This is a genomic window from Candidatus Delongbacteria bacterium, assembly GCA_041675285.1.
Lineage (GTDB): Bacteria > CAIWAD01 > CAIWAD01 > CAIWAD01 > CAIWAD01 > CAIWAD01.
The window spans coordinates 89,311-108,506 of the sequence record JBAYTZ010000006.1; the positions used below are offsets into that span (position 1 = coordinate 89,311).

The window sequence follows — 19,196 nt, forward strand, 5'->3', positions numbered from 1 at the left end:
CCGGCAGAGTCCGATCATTTCGCGGCCACCCGCACGCTCAATCATCCAGCGTGGAGTCCGTCACGCGCCACAGCTCCACGCGCCGGGTGGCGCCCAGCTGCAGGTTCGTCTCGGGATCCGTGACCCGCAGGTCCTCCTGCACCAGCACGGACCTCACCAGGCCCCGCTCGTCCATCACGCTGCTCAGGCGCGTGTCCGTGTCCCAGACCTCGTCCCGGTCCAGGTCGAACCACCACTCGGTGCTGACGCACTCGCGCTCGCCCAGGCTGTCCGGATCCGCCGGCCCCAGCGCCGTCACGCGCTTGTCGATGCGCCAGGGATAGCCCGCCTGGCGGTAGGACCACTGCAGGTCCACCTCCAGCGGATACAGCAGCACCACCAGGGGCGGATCCTCCAGGTAGATGTCGTCGCCGAAGCGCTGGGTCTTCGTGGCCGCGGGGGCGTCCCGGCCGGGCAGGAGGCCGCCGCGGGTCAGGGTGCCGTCCCGGGGCAGGCAGAAACCCGGACCGGGCTGGCCCAGGGTCAGGGTGTAGGGACCGCTGCTGGCCAGCAGCAACAGGGCCTCGTCGCGCTCTTGGTAGTAGAGGTCGGCGTTCTCGGTCAGCACGGGTTGGAGCGAGTTGTCCCACTCGAACCAGTCCGTGCGTTCGCGCACCCGCCGGGCGGGTTGGCCGTAGAGCGCGCCGGCCTCCGCCACGGTCTGGCTGACGTAGGCCCACAGGCTGTCGCCGCCCAGGGCCGCCGTCGTGTCCGCCAGATCGTGATAGGTCCAGACCTCGCGCAGCTCGTAGCCCAGCACGGTGCCCTCCACGAGAGCCAGGCGTAAGCCCGTCTCTTCCGAGGACTCCTCCTCGCTGCAGGCCTGCAGCCCTCCCAGGACCAGCAGGGCGGGACCAAGACGGAGCCAGGGGTTCCAGGACTTCGGGAGCGGCACGAAACAAGGCATGGGGGATCTCCTGCAAGCTGGGCCAGTCGGACCGGGCCGGCGGCGCGGGCTCAACATCGGAAGTGAGGGGCGGGAAGGCGAGAGCCGGCGACGCGACAGGCCCCCGATTCCGGCGACTTGTTGGTTTGTTGACAAAATTCCTTCTTGGGGTCGTTCAAGGAGTGATCCTGATGTTTGAGCGAATCCAGCCTTATCAACTGAACCGCCCGGCGGGCCATACCTGAGGCCCGCTTCCTGCGGCGAGTTCGACCCACCCCAGCAACTGACTCCTCCCCGCCCCTTGGACGCGGAGGCGTCGCAAGGAGGCATCATGTCCGTCGACTACCATCCCATGTGGCAGGAACTAGGCCTGGATCTGGAGGCCCACGACGCCCTGCTCGGCGTGCTGGGACCCCTCTACCAGGACGTCTTCCTGAGCCAGCCCAACCGTCCCCAGGGGATGGACTACTTCAACTTCGTCATGAGCGAGGTCCACGGCCTGCGCATCCGCGAACTGCTGGACCACAAGGCCCGGGGCGGCTTCGTGGTGGGAACCTTCTGCACCTTCGTGCCCGAGGAGCTGGTGCTCGCCGCAGGCGGCATCTGCGTGGGGCTCTGCGCCGGGGCGGAGTGGAGCACGCCCGAGGTGGACCGCCTGCTGCCGCGCAACACCTGCGCGCTGATCCGCGGCGCCTTCGGCTTCGCCTCCGCCAGGGTCTGCCCCTACCTGGCCGCCAGCGACCTGGTGGTGGGCGAGAACACCTGCGACGGCAAGAAGAAGGCCTGGGAGAGCTTCGGCCGCTTCGTCCGCGACCTGCACGTGCTGGATCTGCCCCAGGTCAAGAACGAGAGCGGGCGGAACCTTTTGCGCGACCAGTACGAGATCCTGCAGCGGCGGCTGGAGACCCTGGGCCGCCCGGTGACCGCCGAAGCCCTGGGCGAGGCCATCCGCGTGGTGAACGCCAAGCGCGCGGCCCTGGCCCGCCTGAACGGCCTGCGCCGCGCCGTCCCCGCGCCGATCAGCGGCCTGGACGCCCTGCTGATCCAGCAGATTTCCTTCTACGACGATCCCGTGCGCTTCACCGGCGCGCTGAACGCCCTCTGCGACGAACTCGAGCAGCGCGTGCAGGCCGGCAGCGGCGTGCACGCGGACCGGCGCCCGCGCCTGCTGCTCAGCGGCTGCCCGATGGCCGTGCCCAACTGGAAGCTGCCCCAGATCGTGGAGCAGGCCGGCGCCGTGATCGTGGGCGAGGAGTCCTGCATCGGCGCGCGCGGCTTGCGCACGCTGGTGGCCGAGGCCGCCACCCTGCCCGACCAGCTGGACGCCCTGGTGGGGCGCTACTTCCAGATCGACTGCGCGATCTTCAGCCCCAATCCGGAGCGCCTGGGGCACATCGACGGGATGGCGGGCGAGCTGGCCGCAGACGGCGTGATCCACTACTGCCTGCAGTTCTGCCAGCCCTACCAGTTCGAGGCCCTGCAGGTGGAGCCCGTGCTCGAGGAGCGCGGCCGCCCGGTGCTGCGCATCGACACGGACTACAGCCCCGAGGACACGGGCCAGCTGCGCACGCGCGTGGAGGCCTTTCTGGAAAGGCTGGAAGCGTGAGACCCGCCGCGGAGGCGCGCCCATGAGATGCGCGGGCGTGGACATCGGCTCGCGGGCCGTCAAGGTCACGCTGCTGGACGACGGCCGGCTGCGGGCGCACAAGCTGGCGCCCGGCGGCTGGGATCCCCTCAAGGTCTGCGACGACCTGCTGGCCGGCGAGCGCTGGGACGCCCTGGCGGTGACCGGCTACGGCCGGCACCTGGGCGCGCGGCACTACGGCTGCCCGGCCCTGACGGAGATCAAGGCCGTGGCCCGGGGCGCCGCGCTCCTGCACCCGGAAGTGCGGGGCGTGGTGGACATCGGTGGACAGGACACCAAGGCCATCCGGCTGGACGAGCGCGGCCGGCTGCAGAAATTCGTGATGAACGACCGCTGCGCAGCGGGCACGGGCCGCTTCCTGGAAGTGATGGCCACGGCCATGGGTCTGCGGCTGGAGGAATTCGTGGCCGCGGCCCTGGCCGCCGACGGGGCGGAGTCCCTCTCCAGCATGTGCGCGGTCTTCGCCGAGTCGGAGGTGATCAGCCACATCGCGCGCGGGGCGGGCCGCGAAGGACTGGCGCTGGGCATCCACCGCAGCGTGGTTCAGCGCACGCTGGCCCTGGTGCGCGGGTTGGAGCTGGAAGGCCCGCTGCTCTTCACGGGGGGCGGGGCCCTGAACGCCTGCCTGGTGCGCGAACTGTCGCTCCAGCTGGAGCTGCTGCTTCCTGAGCACGCCCAGCACGTGGCGTCCCTGGGCTGCGCGCTCAGCGCCTCCATACCGGAGACGGTTTTTTCTGCCTCTGGTTCGTAGATTCCTGGCGAGGGCGCGGAATCCAGGTGACGACCTGCTCCCCAGCGGGTCGATCCGCGCGCCTCATCGACGGGATCCTGGCAACAGGATCCCGTCACTCGTTTCCGTCCGGCGCCACCAGCTCCAGCTTGAGCCGCTCGGGACCCTCGAAGAAGAGCGCGTAGGAATCCGGTCCGCCGGCGTGGGGGTGGCGCTCCGGATAGAGCACGGTCCAACCCCGGTCCCGGACTGCGCGGGTCAGGCGATCCACTTGGGCCCGGTCGGTGGCGTGGAAGGCCAGGTGGTTGAGGCCGGGCCGGCAGCGGTGAAAAGCCTCGGCGGGCCGCTGCGAGCGCACGAAGACCAGGTAGCTGGCGCCCAGGCGCAGGCTGAAGCCCTGCTCCCAGTCCTGGTATGGCGTCCAGCCCAGCTCGCCCAGCCACCAGGGCCAGAAGGCGCGCGCCTGCTCCAGATCCGCGACATAGAGTTCCACGTGATGCAGCCCGCCCATCCGGCCCTCCCCCATCGTCCATCCGCCCGGACTCAGGCCGCGGGCCAGCCGCGCACCACGCGCAGCTCCAGCGGCACAGACCCCGTACCGGTCCAGCCCCGGGCGGCGCCGCCCTCCACCAGGGCCAGATCGCCGGCCACCAGCTCCAGCGACTGGCCGTCCACCTCCAGCCGGCCCGCGCCGGCCGCCACCCAGAACAGGGCGCGGTCCGGGACGGGATGGGGCGCCAGCACGGCCCCGGGTTCCAGCCGGACACTCACGAAGCGGCGCTCGCCGTCCTGGCCCAGCCGCCAGCCGCGCAGGCCCGCCTGCTCCAGCACGGGCTCGGCCTCCGCTGCCCGCAGCACGCGACAGGCGCCCCCCGGGCTCCGCTCCGGCCCCCCGGCCGCCCAGGCCGCCCTCAGCACGGGCCAGTCTGCGGCGGCCAGGGCATAGAGGGCCAGGTCCTGCACGCCGCGCTCCAAGCGCTGGGCGCCCCTCAGGACGCCCTCGAGCCGGAAGCCCAGCGACTCGGGCACGGCGCGGCTGCGGCGGTTCTCCAGCGCGCAGCGGATCTCCACCCGGTCCAGGTTCAAGGTGTCGAAGGCGTGGGCCGTCAGCCAGCGCACGGCGGCGCGCACGTGGCCGCGCCCCTCCGCGCCGGCGGCGATCCAGTAGCCGATGTGCGCGCTGCGCGCCTCCAGCGGGTTCAGCCCGATCAGGCCCACCAGCCGGTCTTCCAGGCGCAGGGCCAGGTTGGGCAGCCCGCGCAGCAGCCAGGCTTCCCGGGCGGCCACGAGGAAGCGGCGCGTGCCCGCCGGATCGATGCCCGGTTCGGCCCAGCCCAGCCAGCGGCCCAGGCGCTCCTGATTGGCGACGCTTAGGGCCAACAGCTCGTCCAGATCCGCCAGGTCCACCTGACGCAGGCTCAAACCCTGCTCCAGCTGGGCCACCGGCGGCCGGCGGCCGGCGGGCAGCAGCGGACGGTAGCGCTCGCGCCAGACCGTCAGATGGTGTTCGCAGTGTCCCACCAGGATGCGCAGCAGGGCCCGCACGCTGGCATGGCGGTCCAGCACGCGACTCAGCCGCAGCCAGGCGGCGGGCTCCAGCCGCGCGACCTCCAGCTCGATCAAGCGGCGCTGCAGGTGCCAGCGCTCCAGCTGGGCGGAGAGCAGGGGCTCGAAGGCGGCGGCGAACGCGTCCTCGGAGAAGCCGGGCTGGGGGCTGGAATCCCCGCGGGCCGCGCGCAGGGCGCGCTCGAAGAAGACCTGCTCGGTGTCCGCCAAATGGCCCAGCAGGGCCGCACCGCTCCACTTGCCGGGCGCGTAGGCCAGCCGGCCGGCCTCGTCGTCCCAGCCGCCCAGCTCCTCCAGCACGCGCAGGCGCTGCTCTTCGAGGATCTCCGGCAGGTCGCCGGCCGGGCAGCAGGCCAGATAGTGCGCGTAGTGTTCCGAGACTTCGGCGGGCGGGATGGGCTCGCGGGTGGAGTGGTTCATGCGGGCTCCCTCAGGGTTGGGATTTCTGGTAGGTGCCGGTGAGCCGGGCGCGGCCCAGCTCGTGGCCCCGGGCGGCCTCCTCCAGCTGAGTGCGCGTCCAGTCGCCGCGGGCCTCCAGCCGGGTGTCCAGCGCCAGAAGCTGGAACTGGTAGCGATGGCGGCCGACGGGCGGACAGGGCCCGCCCCAGCCGCCGCGTCCCCAGTCGTTCAAGCCGTCCAGCGCCGGTGGGGCGGCGGGGCCGTTGCCGGCCTGCTCGTCCAGCCGGCCGGCCTCGGGCGGCAGGTTGAGCCGGACCCAGTGCGTCCAGGTCAGCTGCGGGGCGGCAGGGTCCGGCGCGTCGGGATCGCTCACCAGCAGGGCCAGACTGAGCGTGCCGGCGGGGGGCGCGCTCCAGGCCAGGGGCGGCGAGAGGTCCAGACCCTCGCACGTGTAGCGCGCCGGGATGGGGCCGCCGTCGGCGAAGGCGACCGAACTCAGGCGGAACCCGTCCGCCGCCCCGCCTCCGCCGGCCGGCTGCGCCGGTGGCGCCGGAGCGGGCACCCCGCAAGCCTGCAGCAGGACCAGGCATAGGCTCGCCAGCCCGGCCCGGAGCCCGGTGGTAAATGATCGACGGAACAGCAGATTCATGGGGCCTCCCGGCAGCCGGGTCAAGGGCGGAACTCCAGCCGGTACATGTCCAGCTCCAGGCCGAACCAGCGCCCGGGTTTCCAGTAGCTCAGGCCGCTCTTCTCCAGCACGCGGCGCGAGGCCTTGTTCTCTGGCAGCACGGCGGCGATGAGCCGGGGCAGGCCGAGCCCCTCGCGCGCGCAGTCCACGCAGGCCCGGGCGGCCTCGCTGGCCAGGCCCTGGCCCCAGCTGCCGGGTTCCAGGCAGTAGAGCAGCTCCACCTCGCCCGTGTTGTCGAACTCGGCCAGCCCGCACCAGCCGATCAGCCGGCCCTCGGCGCGGGTCTCCAGCGCCCAGGCGCTGCAACCATCGCGCTCTTGCTGATTGCGGAACCAGGCCAGGGTGCGCGCACTCTGCTCGCGCGTGCGGGGCGGTCCCGGCAGGTAGCGCACCACCTCGGGATCCGCCAGAATGGGCGCCAGGGCATTCAGGTCGTCCTCCCGGAAAGCGCGCAGCCTGAGGCGGGCGGTTTCCAGCGGCAGGCCGGCGCGGCCCAGGCCGGGGGCGAGGGGCAGGGGCGGCACCAGCTGCGGCTCCAGGCGCCGCAGGTGGTGGAGCAGGTGGCCCAGGTAGTCGCGGGCCAGATCCTCCAGGCTGGCGGGCTCGCCCGCCAGGAAGGGCTGCCAGCCGATGCGGTCCAGGCTGTGCCGGGCATGGGGACGGGTGCGCAGGGCGGGATCCAGCCGGTCGAGCAGGTGCAGGAGGCGCAGGTTGGCGCAGCGCCAGCCTTCCACCAGACAGCCCCAGGGCAGTCCGGCGGGCTCCTGCAGGGCCACCCAGCGGTCCTGGTCGTAGCCGGGAAAGAGCAGGTCCTCCCCGTCCAGGCTGCGCAGCAGGCGCAGGTGGTTGAGCTGGGCGCTGTCCCACAGATGCCCCAGGATCTCGGGCGCCGTCCAGCGGCCGCCCCGCGGGCTCAGGCCCTGGGGTCCGGCGGCGTGCAGCAGGCCGGCGGCCTGGTCCACCAGGCGCGTGCAGTTGTCTACGTGCGAGCGGAAGAGCTCTTCAGCCGTGATGGCCATGGTCCCCTCCAAAAAGCAAAGGGGCGCCCAGGCGCCCCTTTCGTCGCCCCGGCGGGGGGCTTAGTCTTCGCCGTCTTCGCCGATGCAGTCCACGGGGCATTCGGACATGGCGTCCTTGCACTGCTGCAATTCCGTCTCAGTCTCCGGTTGCTTGTAGACGAAGTCGTGATCGCCTTCGGCGGATTCCTTGAAGTTGTTGGGCGCCGCGTCCACGCACGCGCCGCAGCAGATGCAATCCTCGTCCACGTAGAATTTGCCGGGGACGTTGTCGGGGAATTTGCGTGCCTTGTCGGCCATTGGGGAACTCCTTTCACAGGACGGATTCGGGTCGTGAGGGAAAGTGGCAAACCCCGGGGGTCGGAGCCACTCGCCGGATAAAAAGCTCAGGGTCAAAGCAGCTTGATGAGCAGGAAACTGCCCACCAGCAGGGCCGTGAACAGCAGCGCCAGCCAATCGAAGTGCTTGTCGATGAACCCCTTCATCGGTTCGCCGAACCAGCGCAGCAGGCCGGCCACCAGAAAGAAGCGCAGCGGCCGGCCGATGGCCGAGGCCAGCACCAGCATGCCCAGGCTGACCTGGTCGTGGAAAACGCCTGCGGCGATGGTGAACACCTTGTAGGGAATGGGCGTGAAGGCGGCGGTGAAAATCGCCAGGAAGGCATTCTGGCGGTACAGTTCGCCCACGTGGTCGAAAACCTGCTGGGAGAACACCAGCGGGATGAACCAGTCGTGCAGGACCTCCCAGAGCAGGGCGCCGATCGCATAGCCCGCGATTCCGCCCAGGATCGAGCCCACGGAACAGACGGCCGCGTACCACCAGGCCCGGGCCGGCCGGCCCAGGGTCAGGGCGATGAGCAGCACGTCGGGCGGGATGGGGAAGAAACTGGACTCGGCGAAGGCCAGGCCGAACAGCGCGGGCACGGCCAAGCGGTGGTCGGCCCAGTGCAGGATCCAGGCGTAGAGACGGCGCAGCATGGACGCATTCCTCACGGGTTGACAGGCTGTGATCAGCCCGGCTGGTTGGGCGACCAGCCTTCCTTGCCCAGCAGCGGCACGAAGGCGCAGGACCCGGCGGAGCGCCCGCGAAAGGCGCTCTCCGACAGGCGGTCGATGATTTTCAGTTCCTGCTCGCGCCGGTCCCCCACGGGCAGGACCAGCCGGCCGCCGATGGCCAGTTGGCGTACCAGGGCCTCGGGCACCTGGGGCGCGCCGGCGGTGACGATGATCCGGTCGAAGGGGGCTTCCGCCGGCCAGCCGATGCTGCCGTCCCCGCGCCGACTGATGATGTTGTCCAGCTCGAGGGTCTCGAAGATGCGCCGGGCGCGGATCAACAGCTCGCTGTGGCGCTCGATGGTGTACACCTTGGTGCAGAGCAAGGAGAGCAGCGCGGCCTGGTAGCCGCTGCCCGTGCCCACCTCCAGCACGCGCTCGTCCCCCACCAGCTGCAGCGCCTCGGTCATCAGGGCCACGATCCAGGGCTGGCTGATGGTCTGGCCCTGGCCGATGGGCAGGGCCCGGTCCTCGTAGGCGCGGTTCATCATCGGCCCGTCCACGAACTGGTGGCGCTCCAGCCGGCCCATGGCCTCCAGCACACGCTCGTCGTGGATGCCCCGGGCCCGCAGATGCCGCTCCACCATCTCCCGGCGGGCCTCTTCCAGGTGCTCGCTCACGCGTCCTCCCCGGGGTGCGCGAGCCGCGCCTCCAGCAGCCGGCCCAGGAAGCGCAGGCTGTCGGGCAGGCGCCGGATGTGGCTGGGGACCACGGCCGGCCGCTGGCGGACGGGCACCTGGCGCACCGTGGCGCCCAGCCGGGCGGCCTGCAGGAGCAGTTGGCTCTCCAGGTCGAAGGCCCGGCCCGTCAGCCGCAGGCGCTGCCAGAGCCCGCGCCCCAGCAGCCTGAACCCACACTGGCTGTCGCGCAGCTCGAGGCCGCTGGCCCGGTTCAGCAGGCCCGTGGAGAGCCGGTTGCTCAGGCGGCGGTCCCAGGCCATGGGGGCGGCGGCCAGGCCGCGGTCCCCAACGATCAGGTCCGGTTGCTCGCGCTCCCAGAGCTCCACGAAGCGCCCGGCTTCCGCCGGGTCGTGCTGACCGTCGGCGTCCAGGCAGAGCACGGCCGCGTGGCCGCGCTTGAAGAGCAGGTCCCAGCCCCGGCGCAGGGCCGCGCCCTTGCCTTGGTTGCGCAGGTGCGAGAAGACCTCGGCGCCGGCGGCCGCGGCGCAGGCGGCGGTGCCGTCGCGCGAGCCGTCGTCCAGCACCAGCACGGGCGCGCCGGGCAGCGCGGCACGCAACTCGCCCAGCAGCGCGGGCAGGCTGCGCTCGGCGTGGTAGGCCGGGATCAGCACTGCAAGGGCGCTGACGCGGGTCTCTGCCGGCTGGCTCATGAGCTCCTCTCGTCCGTTCGTCCGACTCTCGCCGGGGGCCGTGATGGTTTCCAGCGTCCGTCATCCCCCGGCTTGACCGGGGGATCCCCTCCTCCCGTCAGAGGCTGGGGCGCCTTGTTTTCCACCTTTCTGCTGGCGCCAGAAAGGTGGAGCCAAAGAGGCGCTTTTTCTCAACGGCTAGAGTCAGGCCACCTCGCGGTGGCCTTCCGCTAGCCGGCGTTTGGACTTCCTGCAACCAGGTAGTTGGTTCGTCCTGCGGACTTCACCCAGTTTCTGGTTCAGGCCTGACGGCCTTCACCTCGCGAAACATGGCCTCAGATGGGCCTTTGATCCTCTGAGTCTTCGAGCCTTCGTGTTCAAAGTGACTCCGGGATGTGTCACACCCGACTCGGGCCGAGACCCATCAGCGCTCTGTGCCTCTGCGCCTCTGTGTTCCTGAGTCGACGTCACCGTTACCAACCCAGCAGGGGCCTGGGACGCCTTGTTTTCCACCTTTCTGCTTGCGCCAGAAAGGTGGAGCCAAAGAGGCGCTTTTTCTCACCCGCCAGAGTCAGCCCGCCTCCCGGCGGGCTTCCGCTGGCGGCAGCGACTACTTCCTGCAACCACGTAGCTGGTTCCGGCTGACGCCGTCACCACCTGGTTCTGGTTCAGGCCTGACGGCCTTCACCTCACGAATCATCGATCGCTCTTGAGTCTTTGAGCCTTAGAGCCTTCGTGCTCAAGCAGACTCTGGGATATGTCACCGACAACCCCGGCCAGGACCAATCAACACTCTGTGCCTCTGTGCCTCTGTGTTGACGCCCCCCTAGAGCGGCGCGGCTTGGCTGCGCAGGGCCAGGGCCCGCTCCAGCAAGTCGCCGGGCGCCTCGGCGTCCAGCCAGTGGATGCGCACGCCGGCGCGCTCCAGGCGCCTGAACCAGGACAGTTGGCCGCGGGCCAGTTGCCAGATCTCGCCGGCCAGGCCCGTCCGCAGCTCGGGCAGGCTCAACCCCTCTTGCAGGTGGCGCAGGATCCAGCGCGGCTCCAGGCCCAACCGGTGCAAGCGCGAGGCGGGAACCCCCGCCGCCAGCAGCTCTTCAACTTCGCGCACCAGGCCCTGCTCCAGCCGCTCGTCCAGCCGGCGCGCGATGCGCTCGCGCAGCCGCCCGGCCGGCCAGCGCAGCCCCAGCACCGTCACGTCGCGCCCGCGCTCCGGACCTTCGGCCTGCCGGCCCCGGCCGGCGCGGGACACCTCCAGGGCGCGCAGCAGGCGCCCGCGCCCTTCGAGATCCGTCCGGTTGTGCAGGGGAAGCGCGCCCGCGCGCAACTCGCGCTCCAGCTCTGCCAGCGGGCGCGAGTCGGCCACCCGGCGCCAGGCCTCGTCCACGGGCGCCTCGGGCAGGTGATAGCCGCGCAGCAGGGCGTCCAGGTAGAGGCCCGTTCCGCCGCACCAGACGGCGCTCCGGCCGGCCGCGCTCAACCCGGCCGCGCAGTCGCGGGCGTCCCGGGCGAATTCGAAGAGCGAGTACTCGTCCGCCAGCTCCACCCGATCCATCCCGTGGACGAGGACGGGGCCGTCGTCCAGTTCGTAGTCGGCCCGGTCCTTGCCGCTGCACAGGTCCAGGCCGCGGTAGACCTGGCGGCTATCCACCACCACCACGTCCGCGCCCAGGGCCCGGGCCAGCCGCGCGGCCAGCCGGGTCTTGCCCGCCGCCGTGGGTCCCAGCAGCACCCAATCCCCCGCTCGGAGCGCGTCCAGCCTCATTCAGCCGGCCGCCACCACGCGGTTTCGCCCCTGCTCCTTGGCCTGGTAGAGCGCGGCGTCGGAGCGGCGGATCAGGTCCTCCAGACTGCGGATGGAGGGTTTGAGTTCGGCCACGCCAATGGAGACCGTCAGACGGCCGCCGGGCTGGCCCTCGCCATGGGGGAAGTCGAAGTCGGCCACGGCGGCGCGGATCTTCTCCGCCACGCTGCGGCCCACGCCCAAGTCGCCGCCGGTGAGCAGGACGATGAATTCCTCGCCGCCGTAGCGGGCGATCAGGTCCACGGAGCGGATGCCCTGCTTGACCAGCCGCGCCACCTGGACCAGCACGTGGTCGCCGGCCACGTGGCCGTTGCGGTCGTTGTAGGTCTTGAAGTTGTCCACGTCGAGCATCAGCAGGCTCAGGGGCGCGCCGGTACGCCGGGTGCGGGCCAGTTCCAGGTTGAACTGCTCCTCGAAATAGCGCCGGTTGTGCAGGCTGGTGAGCCCGTCCTTGGTGGCCAGCTCGAAGACCCGCGTGTGCTCCCGGGCGTTGAGGATGGCGCTGGCCATCAGGCTGGAGAGTTCTTCCAGCCAAGCCAGCCGCATGGGGCTGATCACCTCGGGGTGGCCGTAGTAGAGCTTGAGCAGGCCCACCTTCTCCTCGCCGGCGAAGAGCGGCAGCAGGATGGCGAAGCGCAGGCCCAGGATCTCCACCAGGCGATGGTTGAGCACCAGCGGATGGCGGCGCAGGGCGTCCATCACCACCGGAGCGCCGGCCTGGAACAGGCTGATCTCGCGCTCCACGTCCAGCAGGATCTGCAGGTGCTGGCTCAGGGCCTGGCCCGGTCCGTTCATGTTCCAGGTGACCTGGTGCACCAGCCGCCCCTCCTCGGGCACCCAGAGCTCCAGCTCGCCCAGCTGGAAGCGGAAGGTCTCCAGCAGCGTGTCGCCGATCAGCTCCAGCAGGCGCTCGAAGTCCAGCTCGCGGCTGATGGTCTTCTGAACCCGCAGGATGCCCGTGATCAAGTTGAGCGACTGCCGGGTCTCCAGCAGGCTCTCCTCCAGGTACTTGATCAGGTGGCCGTGGAAGCGCGCGTCCAGGCCCGAGGGCTCGGCGCGCTCGGGCAGGGGAATGGGCCGGAAGGGCACGCGGCGCTCGAGCTCGTGCAGCAGGGTCTCCTGCAGCTCGCGGCTGAAACTCCAGAGGGTCCGGACGGGCAGGCGCTGCTGGAAGACGCTGACCTCCGGCCGGTCCACCAGCTGCCCCAGCAGGGAGAAGCACTCCGAGCCGTTGTCGAACAGGTAGAGCAGGGTGGGGGAGTCCTCCTCCAGGTGGGAGCCCAGGTCCTGGTAGGCGGAGAGCGGCAGGTGCCGGTTGACGGGCAGCAGAGGCAGATCCGGGAAGAGCCCGGCGCGCCAACCGTGCACCACGCGGAAGGCCCGGCGCTCCTCGGCGGCCAGGTTCTCCAGCGTGAGGATCAGCTGGCCCAGGGTGTGTTGAGAGAACTCCTCCTGCAGATGCAGGGGGTTGGGGGCATCCAGGTGCTGGCGGATCAATGCATCCATGGACGAAGGTAACACGCCGGCGCTGGAATGAACAGCGTCCACAGGCGGCCGGTCCGGCCTCAGGCCACGCGCTCGCCGCCGCGGAAGACCGCCGTGGGCCGGTTGTCCCCCGCCGTGTAAGGCAGCTGCTCCAGGTTCTCGAAGGGCCAGAGGGCCAGGTCCGCCTGATAGCCGGGCTTCAGTCCACCCACCCGGTTCTCCTGCCCCAGCGAAAGGGCACCGCCCCGGGTGGCCGCCCAGAGGGCCTCGCGGGCCGTCAGCTTGAGCTGGCAGGTGGCCAGGGTCAGGATGAAGGGCATGGACTGGATGTGGCTCGAACCCGGGTTGAAGTCCGTGGCCAGGGCGATGCGTCCGCCGGCCGCGATGATCCGCCGGGCCGGGGCGTAGTCATGCTGGCCCAGGAAGAAGGTTGAACCGGGCAGCAGACCGAAGACCACGCCCGCGCGGACCATGGCCCGCAGACCCTCCTCGTCCAGCTGCTCCAGATGGTCGGCGGAGCGCGCGCCCAGTCGTGCCGCCAGCCGTCCGCCCGCCCCGCCGGCCGCCAGCTGGTCGGCGTGCAGGTGGACCTGCAGGCCCAGCTCCTGCCCCGCCCGCATCAGGGCCTCGGTCTCCTCCACGCTGATCACGCCCGGCTCGCAGAAGGCGTCCAGGGCCTCCGCCAGCCCGGCGCGCACCACCACGGGCAGCAGCTCCTCGCGGATCAGCCGGAACCACTCGGCGCGGTTCTCGCGGTGCTCGGGCGGCACGCTGTGGGCCGCCAGCAGCGTGGGGTGGATCCCGATGGGCTCCTCCCGAGCCAGTTCCTTCAGGATGGAGAGCGAGAGCAACTCGTGCTCCACGGTCAGGCCGTAGCCGCTCTTGGCCTCGATGGTGGTGGTGCCCAATTGCAGGAAGCGGCGCAGGCGGGCGCGCACGCGCTCTTTCAATTCAGGTGGATCGGCGGCCAGCAAACTGCGGCGGCTGCTGAGAATCCCGCCCCCGGCCTGCTGGATCTCCAGGTAGCTGCGGCCGGCGTTGCGCAGTTCGTACTCGCCGGCGCGGTCGGCGAAGAAGACGGGGTGGGTGTGGCTGTCCACGAAGCCCGGCAGCACCAGCGCGCCCCCGGCGTCCAGCGCGGGGACACCCTCGTCCCGGGCGCGGCGCGCGGGTTCGTCGTGGGAGTCGCCGATCCACTCCACCCGGCCCTGGCGGGCCAGCAGGCAGTCGCCCGCCAGGCGCTCCAGCTGATAGTCCTGCTCCGTGCTGGGGTGCCAGAGGGAGCCGCAACCGGTCAGCAGCAGGTCCTTCATCGCTCCCGATCCTCCAGTTCGTCCCGCGTGCGGTAGATCGCGGCCATCAACTCGCCGGCCAGGAGCGCCAGCTCGTCGCGGTGCTCCTCGCCCAGAGGCCGCTCCGGCAGCCAGATGGGCGCGCCGCGCACGACTCGTACGAGCGGCCGGCCCCAGCGCGGGAGGCGGGCGTCGGGAGGCAGCACGCGCCGGGCCCCGGCAATGGCGAAGGGCACCACGGGACAGCCCGCCTCCAGGGCCAGGCGCACGAAGCCCGTGTGCACGCGCGCCTGGCTCTCGCCGTGGCGGCGGGTGCCTTCGGGGGCCAGCACGAAGGGCTGGCCGGCGCGCACGCGGCCCAGGGCCTCGCGGAAGGCCTCCTCGTCGTGCTGGCCGCGCCGGACGAAGACCGCCCCGCAGGCGCGCAGCCAGCGGCCCAGCAGGGGCCGCTGCCCCAGTTCCGCCTTGGCCCAGAAGCCCACGGGCACGTCCATGGACCAGGCCAGCGCGGGCACGTCCGCCACCGAGGCGTGGTTGAAGATGCCGATCCAGGCGCCTTGGGGCAGGGGCGCCCGGGCCTCCACCTGAAAGCGGCCGTAGGGCACGGCGATCAGGCGCACGCCCCAGCGGCTGAGGGTCGAAACCCAGGTTCGCGGTCCGGAGAGCGGCCGCCGGACTCCACCGGGTGGCGGAGCGGCGCCGTTCAGCGGTCCGCCAGGGGGATCCGCACGCCCGTCCGGCGGGCGCAGTCCAGGGCCGCGGGATAGCCGGCGTCCGAGTGGCGCAGCACGCCCATCAACGGATCGTTGGTCAACACGCGCTCCAGGCGGGCCGCGGCGGCGGGCGTGCCGTCCGCCACCACCACCTGGCCGGCGTGCAGGCTGTAGCCCATCCCCACGCCGCCGCCGTGGTGGAAACTCACCCAGCTGGCGCCGGAGGCCGTGGCGAGCATCAGGTTGAGCAGGGGCCAGTCGGCCACGGCGTCGCTGCCGTCGCGCATGGCCTCGGTCTCGCGGTTGGGGCTGGCCACGCTGCCGCAATCCAGGTGATCCCGGCCGATGACGATAGGCGCCTTGAGGCGGCCCTCGGCCACGGCGCGGTTGAAGGCCAGGCCCGCCAGGTGGCGTTCGCCGTAGCCCAGCCAACAGATGCGCGCGGGCAGGCCTTGGAAGGGAATCATCTCCCCGGCCTTGCGGATCCAGTTGGCCAGGGGCGCGTTGTCCGGGAAGAGCTCCAAGATGATCCGGTCGGTCTCGGCGATGTCCGCCGGGTCTCCGGAGAGGGCCGCCCAGCGGAAGGGGCCCTTGCCCTGGCAGAAGAGCGGGCGCACGTAGGCCGGCACGAAGCCCGGATAGAGCCAGTGGCCGTCGGCGGCGCGGATCTCCTCCGAGCGCAGGAAGCCGCCGTCCAGGGCCTTGGCGCGCAGGTTGTTGCCGTAGTCGAAGGTGATGGCGCCGCGCTGCTGCAGGGCGCGCATGGCCCGCACGTGCTCGGCCATGGTGCGGAAACTGGCCGCGCAGTAGGCGGCGGGATCCGCCGCGCGCAGGCGCAGGGCCTCCGCGAAGGGCAGGCCGTCGGGTACGTAGCCGTTGAGCTCGTCGTGCGCGCTGGTCTGGTCGGTGAGCAGGTCCGGGGTCACGCCGCGCTCCAGCAACCGCTGCAGCAGGGTGACGATGTTGCCGCGCCAGCCGATGCTCAGCGCCTGGCCCGCAGCCCGGGCCGCCAGCGCGCGGTCGATGGCCGCGTCCAGGTCCTCGATCACCTCGTCCAGGTAGCGCGGCCGCATGCTGGCGGCGCGCCGGGCCAGCCGGGCGGGATCCACCTCGGCGCCCAGATAGACGCCGCCGGCCATCACGGCGGCCAGGGGCTGGGCTCCGCTCATGCCGCCCAGCCCGCCCGAGACCGTGAGCGTGCCGCTCAGGTCGTCCTTGCCCAGGTCCTGGCGGGCGGCGGCCACGAAGGTTTCGTAGGTGCCCTGCAGGATGCCCTGGGTGCCGATGTAGATCCACGACCCGGCGGTCATCTGGCCGTACATCATCAGGCCGGCCGCCTCCAGCTCGTGGAAGTGCTCCCAGGTGGCCCAGCGCGGCACCAGGTTGGAGTTGGCGATCATCACGCGCGGGGCGTCGGCGTGGGTGCGCGCGATGCCGACGGGTTTGCCGCTCTGCACCAGCAGGGTCTCGTCGGCCTCCAGCCCGCGCAGGGCGGCCAGGATCGCCTCCAGACACTCGGGATTGCGCGCGGCCTTGCCCGTGCCGCCGTAGACGATGAGCTGCTCGGGGTCCTCCGCCACCTCGGGGTCCAGGTTGTTCAGCAGCATGCGGTAGGCGGCTTCCTGCAGCCAGCCCTTGCAGGTGAGGTCGGTGCCGCGCGGCGCGCGGCGGACGATGGGGTTCGACATGCGGTCCTCGTGATCCAGCGTGATGGGGTTCGAACGCGGAAAAAGGTAGGAAAGAACGGGTCCGCGCCAAGCCCGAAACCAGCAGCGGCGGCCCCGGGGGACCGCCGCTGCGCGTGTCGTTGTCGAAAGTCGGCGGACTACTTCACCAGCATGATCTTCTGCTGGTCGGCCGGGCGGCCGTCCAGTTGCAGGCTCAGCAGGTAGAGGCCGCTGGGCAGCCCGGCGCCCTGGAAGAGACGGCTGTGCGTGCCCGCGGCCAGGCGGCCGTCCTGCAGCACGGCCACTTCCTGGCCCAGCACGTTGCAGGCGCTCAGGCGCACGTCGGCCGGCTGCAGCAGCTCGAAGCCCACGCGCGTGACCGGGTTGAAGGGATTGGGCCAGGCCGGGGTCAAGTGCGAGCGCAAGGGCCGGAGGGCCGCGCCGCCCGCCACGTCCGTGCCGTGCAGGTACTGGTCCACCAGCACCTGGAGCACCTCGCCCGTGTTCACCGAGGAGCCGGCGCCGCCGGCGGACTCCAGCGCGAAGGCCAGGTAGACCACGCGGTTGGCGTCGTAGCCGTTGTGGACGCCCACGGAGAACACGTTGGCGTTGTCCAGGAAGATGGTCTGGCCGTCGCCGGCGGGGGTGACCTCGGTGATGGGGACCGACTGGTTGTTGGCGCCACCCGAACCCTGCAGGATCAGGCTCATGCCGGCCGTGAGGGTCTCGGCCACACCCTTGGCGCCGCGCGTGTTGCTGGTGGCCGTGCCGTCCGCGGCCTCCAGGAACTGGCTGAAGAAGGGCGTGCCGTTCAACTCCTCGTCGGCGAACTGGCTGACGAAGATCAGGTCGTGTCCGGCGGCCACGTAGTCCGTGAGCAGGGCCTGCTCGCTGGAATCCGCCGTGACGGGGTTCTGGCCCGAGGCGTAGAGGATCCACTCGTAGCGGGCGGGATCCAGTTCCATGCCCGTCAATTCCGGGAAACTGGCCGTGCTGGAGCGGTACCAGTCGAGGATCCAGCCCAGCTGCCGGAAGGCGGCCTTGTAGTAGGTGACCAGGTTGCTCTCCCCCGCGCTGTCGTCGTAGAGCAGGATGGTGGGCAGGCCCAGCATGGCCGAGGCCTCGGCGGACTGCTCCGGCGCGTTGGCCGCCGCGAGGGTGAGGGTCAGGTCGATGTAGTGCGGGCTGCCGTCCAGGATGCGCAGCAGCACGGGGTGCAGGTCGCCGTCCAGGGTGCCGTCCGGCGCCAGCGCGGGCAGGCCCAGCGTGGGCGTGATGACCTCCACGGCGGCGTCGGGGCAGCTCAGGGCGACGCTCAGCTCCTGGCTGGGATTGATGCCCGAGTTGGAGACCGTGTAGCCCACCCGCAGCGTGTCGCCGGCCAGGTAGTGGCCGTCGCCGTCCAGGTCCACCACGTGCACGCCGCTCAGGCCCAGCGTGGTCTCGCGCAGGTTGAGCAGGCCCTTGCGGGCGTTGATCCGGCCGGTGCCCAGCAGGCCATCGTAGTCCGAGTTGCAGCCCAGTCCGTAGATGTCGTCCACGGTGCCCAGCAGGCGCTCGCGCACTTCCACGTTGGTCAGTTCGGGGTTCATCCACCAGATCAGCGCCGCGCAGCTGGCCGCGTTGGGGCAGGCCATCGAGGTGCCGTAGAGACTGGCGTAGGTGTTGTTGAAGAAGGTGGAGTAGATGTTGGAGCCCGGGGCGCTCACGTCGATCCAGTCGCCGTAGTTGGAGTAGTCCGCCTTGCAGTCGTTGGACTCCGTGGCGGCCACGCTGATCATGCCCGCGGAGCGGTCAAGGGCGTCCTGGGTGGTGACGTTGTCGTTGCCCGCGGCGTGGAAGCAGAGCAGGCCGGCGTTGTAGGCCGCCGTGGCCGCGGTGCGGATGCTGCCCGAGCCGCCGAAGCTCATGCTGATGAGCTTGGCGCCGTTGGCCATGGCGTAGTAGATGGCCTCGGAGGCCGCCGTCTGCAGCACGTAGCCGTTGCCGTCCTGCGCGTGGTAGCCGGCCCGCAGGCACATGATGCGCGCGTCCCAGGCGATGGAGGCTCCGCCCACCCCGTTGTTGGTTTGGGCCGCGGCGATGCCCGAACAGTGGGTGCCGTGCCCGTCGAAGTCCATCGGGTTGTTGTCTTCGTCGTCGCTGTCCTCGCCGTTGGCGCCGTCCACGCCGTCCACGAAGTCATAGCCGTAGAAGTCGTCCACGTAGCCGTTGCCGCCGTCGTCGCTGGCGTTGATGTCGCCCGGTTCGCCGGGGGTGGAGTTGGTGGACATGACGCCGTCGCTGTCCAGGTCCTCGGCCGGGTTGACCCAGATGCGGTTGATCAGGTCCGGATGGTTCCAGTCCACGCCGGAGTCGATGATCGCGATGATCATGTCCGGGTTGCTGGGCGTGGTGGGAATCAGGTCCCAGGCCTCGTAGGCGTCCACGCGGCTGAGCGTGTACTGCTGGTTGATGCTCGGGTCGTTGGGCGTGCGATACACGGGCATGAGGTAGTCGGGCTCGGCGTATTCCACCAGCCCGCTGGCCTCGAAGGCCGCGGCCAGCGCCTCCATGTCCTGACCCGCGTCGAAGCTCAGCACGTAGTTGAGCGAGAGATCCGGCGTGGTGGCCATCCGCAGGTGAGGATAGAGGGGCCGCACGCCCAGGGCCGGCTGCCCGGCCAACAGGGCGTCGAACTCCGCGCCCAGGCTGATGCCGCCGGCGCGGTCCGTGACGTCCGGGTGCTCGAGGAAGCGGACGGACAAGCGGCCCGGGACGTAGGAATGACCCGGTGAGGCCCACAGGCCCGGAGCGGCCGTCAGGCCGGCCATCAACAGCATGGTGAGTCGCAAGAGGAACCCTCCCCTTTGATATGTTTGGCTTGCGTGTAGAAGCAAGTTCCGGAAATCGCCGGCCCGCACCG

17 protein-coding genes are annotated in these 19,196 nt (G+C 71.0%); 2 read left to right on the forward strand and 15 right to left on the reverse strand.

Annotated features, from left to right (window positions below; translation table 11 throughout):
- Nucleotides 1-37 precede the first annotated feature (37 nt).
- A complete protein-coding gene (locus WC326_07650) occupies nucleotides 38-946 on the reverse strand; it encodes a hypothetical protein (GenBank protein MFA7330929.1) in 909 nt (302 codons plus the stop codon).
- 310 nt (nucleotides 947-1,256) lie between these two features.
- Between WC326_07650 and WC326_07655 the strand changes: the two genes are divergently transcribed.
- Both WC326_07655 and WC326_07660 read left to right on the forward strand, forming a co-directional pair.
- Entirely contained in the window at nucleotides 1,257-2,531 is a 1,275-nt protein-coding gene (locus WC326_07655; GenBank protein ID MFA7330930.1) for a double-cubane-cluster-containing anaerobic reductase, read from the forward strand.
- Between the two features lie 22 nt (nucleotides 2,532-2,553).
- Entirely contained in the window at nucleotides 2,554-3,321 is a 768-nt protein-coding gene (locus WC326_07660; protein MFA7330931.1) for an acyl-CoA dehydratase activase, read from the forward strand.
- A gap of 94 nt (nucleotides 3,322-3,415) precedes the next feature.
- Here WC326_07660 and WC326_07665 read toward each other — a convergent pair whose 3' ends face one another.
- The 14 genes from WC326_07665 to WC326_07730 form a co-directional block, all read right to left on the reverse strand.
- Nucleotides 3,416-3,811: a VOC family protein gene (locus WC326_07665; GenBank protein MFA7330932.1), complete on the reverse strand. Its 396-nt coding sequence runs from the start codon at nucleotides 3,809-3,811 to the stop codon at nucleotides 3,416-3,418.
- Nucleotides 3,812-3,843: 32 nt separating this feature from the next.
- Complete coding sequence (locus WC326_07670; protein MFA7330933.1) at nucleotides 3,844-5,286, reverse strand: GNAT family N-acetyltransferase; 1,443 nt, start codon at nucleotides 5,284-5,286, stop codon at nucleotides 3,844-3,846.
- Between the two features lie 10 nt (nucleotides 5,287-5,296).
- Entirely contained in the window at nucleotides 5,297-5,914 is a 618-nt protein-coding gene (locus tag WC326_07675; GenBank protein ID MFA7330934.1) for a YbhB/YbcL family Raf kinase inhibitor-like protein, read from the reverse strand.
- Between the two features lie 20 nt (nucleotides 5,915-5,934).
- A complete protein-coding gene (locus tag WC326_07680) occupies nucleotides 5,935-6,972 on the reverse strand; it encodes a GNAT family N-acetyltransferase (protein ID MFA7330935.1) in 1,038 nt (345 codons plus the stop codon).
- A gap of 60 nt (nucleotides 6,973-7,032) precedes the next feature.
- Nucleotides 7,033-7,269: a ferredoxin gene (locus WC326_07685; protein MFA7330936.1), complete on the reverse strand. Its 237-nt coding sequence runs from the start codon at nucleotides 7,267-7,269 to the stop codon at nucleotides 7,033-7,035.
- Nucleotides 7,270-7,361: 92 nt separating this feature from the next.
- A complete protein-coding gene (locus tag WC326_07690; protein MFA7330937.1) occupies nucleotides 7,362-7,946 on the reverse strand; it encodes a YqaA family protein in 585 nt (194 codons plus the stop codon).
- A 32-nt stretch (nucleotides 7,947-7,978) separates the two neighbouring features.
- A complete protein-coding gene (locus WC326_07695) occupies nucleotides 7,979-8,641 on the reverse strand; it encodes a protein-L-isoaspartate(D-aspartate) O-methyltransferase (GenBank protein ID MFA7330938.1) in 663 nt (220 codons plus the stop codon).
- Nucleotides 8,638-9,351 carry a glycosyltransferase family 2 protein gene (locus WC326_07700; GenBank protein MFA7330939.1) on the reverse strand — a complete coding sequence of 238 codons (714 nt, stop codon included), beginning with the start codon at nucleotides 9,349-9,351 and terminating at the stop codon, nucleotides 8,638-8,640. Before WC326_07700 ends, WC326_07695 begins: the two co-directional genes overlap by 4 nt.
- Before the next feature lie 805 nt (nucleotides 9,352-10,156).
- On the reverse strand, nucleotides 10,157-11,062 hold the full coding sequence (locus tag WC326_07705; protein MFA7330940.1) for an isopentenyl transferase family protein: 906 nt from the start codon (nucleotides 11,060-11,062) through the stop codon (nucleotides 10,157-10,159).
- Between the two features lie 33 nt (nucleotides 11,063-11,095).
- Complete coding sequence (locus tag WC326_07710) at nucleotides 11,096-12,640, reverse strand: sensor domain-containing diguanylate cyclase (GenBank protein ID MFA7330941.1); 1,545 nt, start codon at nucleotides 12,638-12,640, stop codon at nucleotides 11,096-11,098.
- A gap of 59 nt (nucleotides 12,641-12,699) precedes the next feature.
- A complete protein-coding gene (gene hutI, locus WC326_07715) occupies nucleotides 12,700-13,932 on the reverse strand; it encodes an imidazolonepropionase (GenBank protein MFA7330942.1) in 1,233 nt (410 codons plus the stop codon).
- Nucleotides 13,929-14,531, reverse strand: a complete 603-nt coding sequence (locus tag WC326_07720) for a lysophospholipid acyltransferase family protein (protein ID MFA7330943.1) — start codon at nucleotides 14,529-14,531, stop codon at nucleotides 13,929-13,931. The genes hutI and WC326_07720 overlap by 4 nt, the downstream gene beginning before the upstream one ends.
- An 83-nt stretch (nucleotides 14,532-14,614) precedes the next feature.
- The gene (gene hutU / locus WC326_07725; protein ID MFA7330944.1) at nucleotides 14,615-16,312 is read right to left on the reverse strand and encodes a urocanate hydratase; all 1,698 of its coding nucleotides are present in this window, start codon (nucleotides 16,310-16,312) and stop codon (nucleotides 14,615-14,617) included.
- 137 nt (nucleotides 16,313-16,449) lie between these two features.
- On the reverse strand, nucleotides 16,450-19,125 hold the full coding sequence (locus WC326_07730) for a S8 family peptidase (GenBank protein ID MFA7330945.1): 2,676 nt from the start codon (nucleotides 19,123-19,125) through the stop codon (nucleotides 16,450-16,452).
- Between the last annotated feature and the right edge of the window lie 71 nt (nucleotides 19,126-19,196).

Bases quoted from the DNA above. Each gene is read 5' to 3' on its own strand.
- WC326_07650 (MFA7330929.1), bottom strand. From the start codon at position 946: ATGCCTTGTTTCGTGCCGCTCCCGAAGTCCTGGAACCCCTGGCTCCGT.
- WC326_07655 (MFA7330930.1), top strand. From the start codon at position 1,257: ATGTCCGTCGACTACCATCCCATGTGGCAGGAACTAGGCCTGGATCTG.
- WC326_07660 (MFA7330931.1), top strand. From the start codon at position 2,554: ATGAGATGCGCGGGCGTGGACATCGGCTCGCGGGCCGTCAAGGTCACG.
- WC326_07665 (MFA7330932.1), bottom strand. From the start codon at position 3,811: ATGGGCGGGCTGCATCACGTGGAACTCTATGTCGCGGATCTGGAGCAG.
- WC326_07670 (MFA7330933.1), bottom strand. From the start codon at position 5,286: ATGAACCACTCCACCCGCGAGCCCATCCCGCCCGCCGAAGTCTCGGAA.
- WC326_07675 (MFA7330934.1), bottom strand. From the start codon at position 5,914: ATGAATCTGCTGTTCCGTCGATCATTTACCACCGGGCTCCGGGCCGGG.
- WC326_07680 (MFA7330935.1), bottom strand. From the start codon at position 6,972: ATGGCCATCACGGCTGAAGAGCTCTTCCGCTCGCACGTAGACAACTGC.
- WC326_07685 (MFA7330936.1), bottom strand. From the start codon at position 7,269: ATGGCCGACAAGGCACGCAAATTCCCCGACAACGTCCCCGGCAAATTC.
- WC326_07690 (MFA7330937.1), bottom strand. From the start codon at position 7,946: ATGCTGCGCCGTCTCTACGCCTGGATCCTGCACTGGGCCGACCACCGC.
- WC326_07700 (MFA7330939.1), bottom strand. From the start codon at position 9,351: ATGAGCCAGCCGGCAGAGACCCGCGTCAGCGCCCTTGCAGTGCTGATC.
- WC326_07710 (MFA7330941.1), bottom strand. From the start codon at position 12,640: ATGGATGCATTGATCCGCCAGCACCTGGATGCCCCCAACCCCCTGCAT.
- hutI (MFA7330942.1), bottom strand. From the start codon at position 13,932: ATGAAGGACCTGCTGCTGACCGGTTGCGGCTCCCTCTGGCACCCCAGC.
- hutU (MFA7330944.1), bottom strand. From the start codon at position 16,312: ATGTCGAACCCCATCGTCCGCCGCGCGCCGCGCGGCACCGACCTCACC.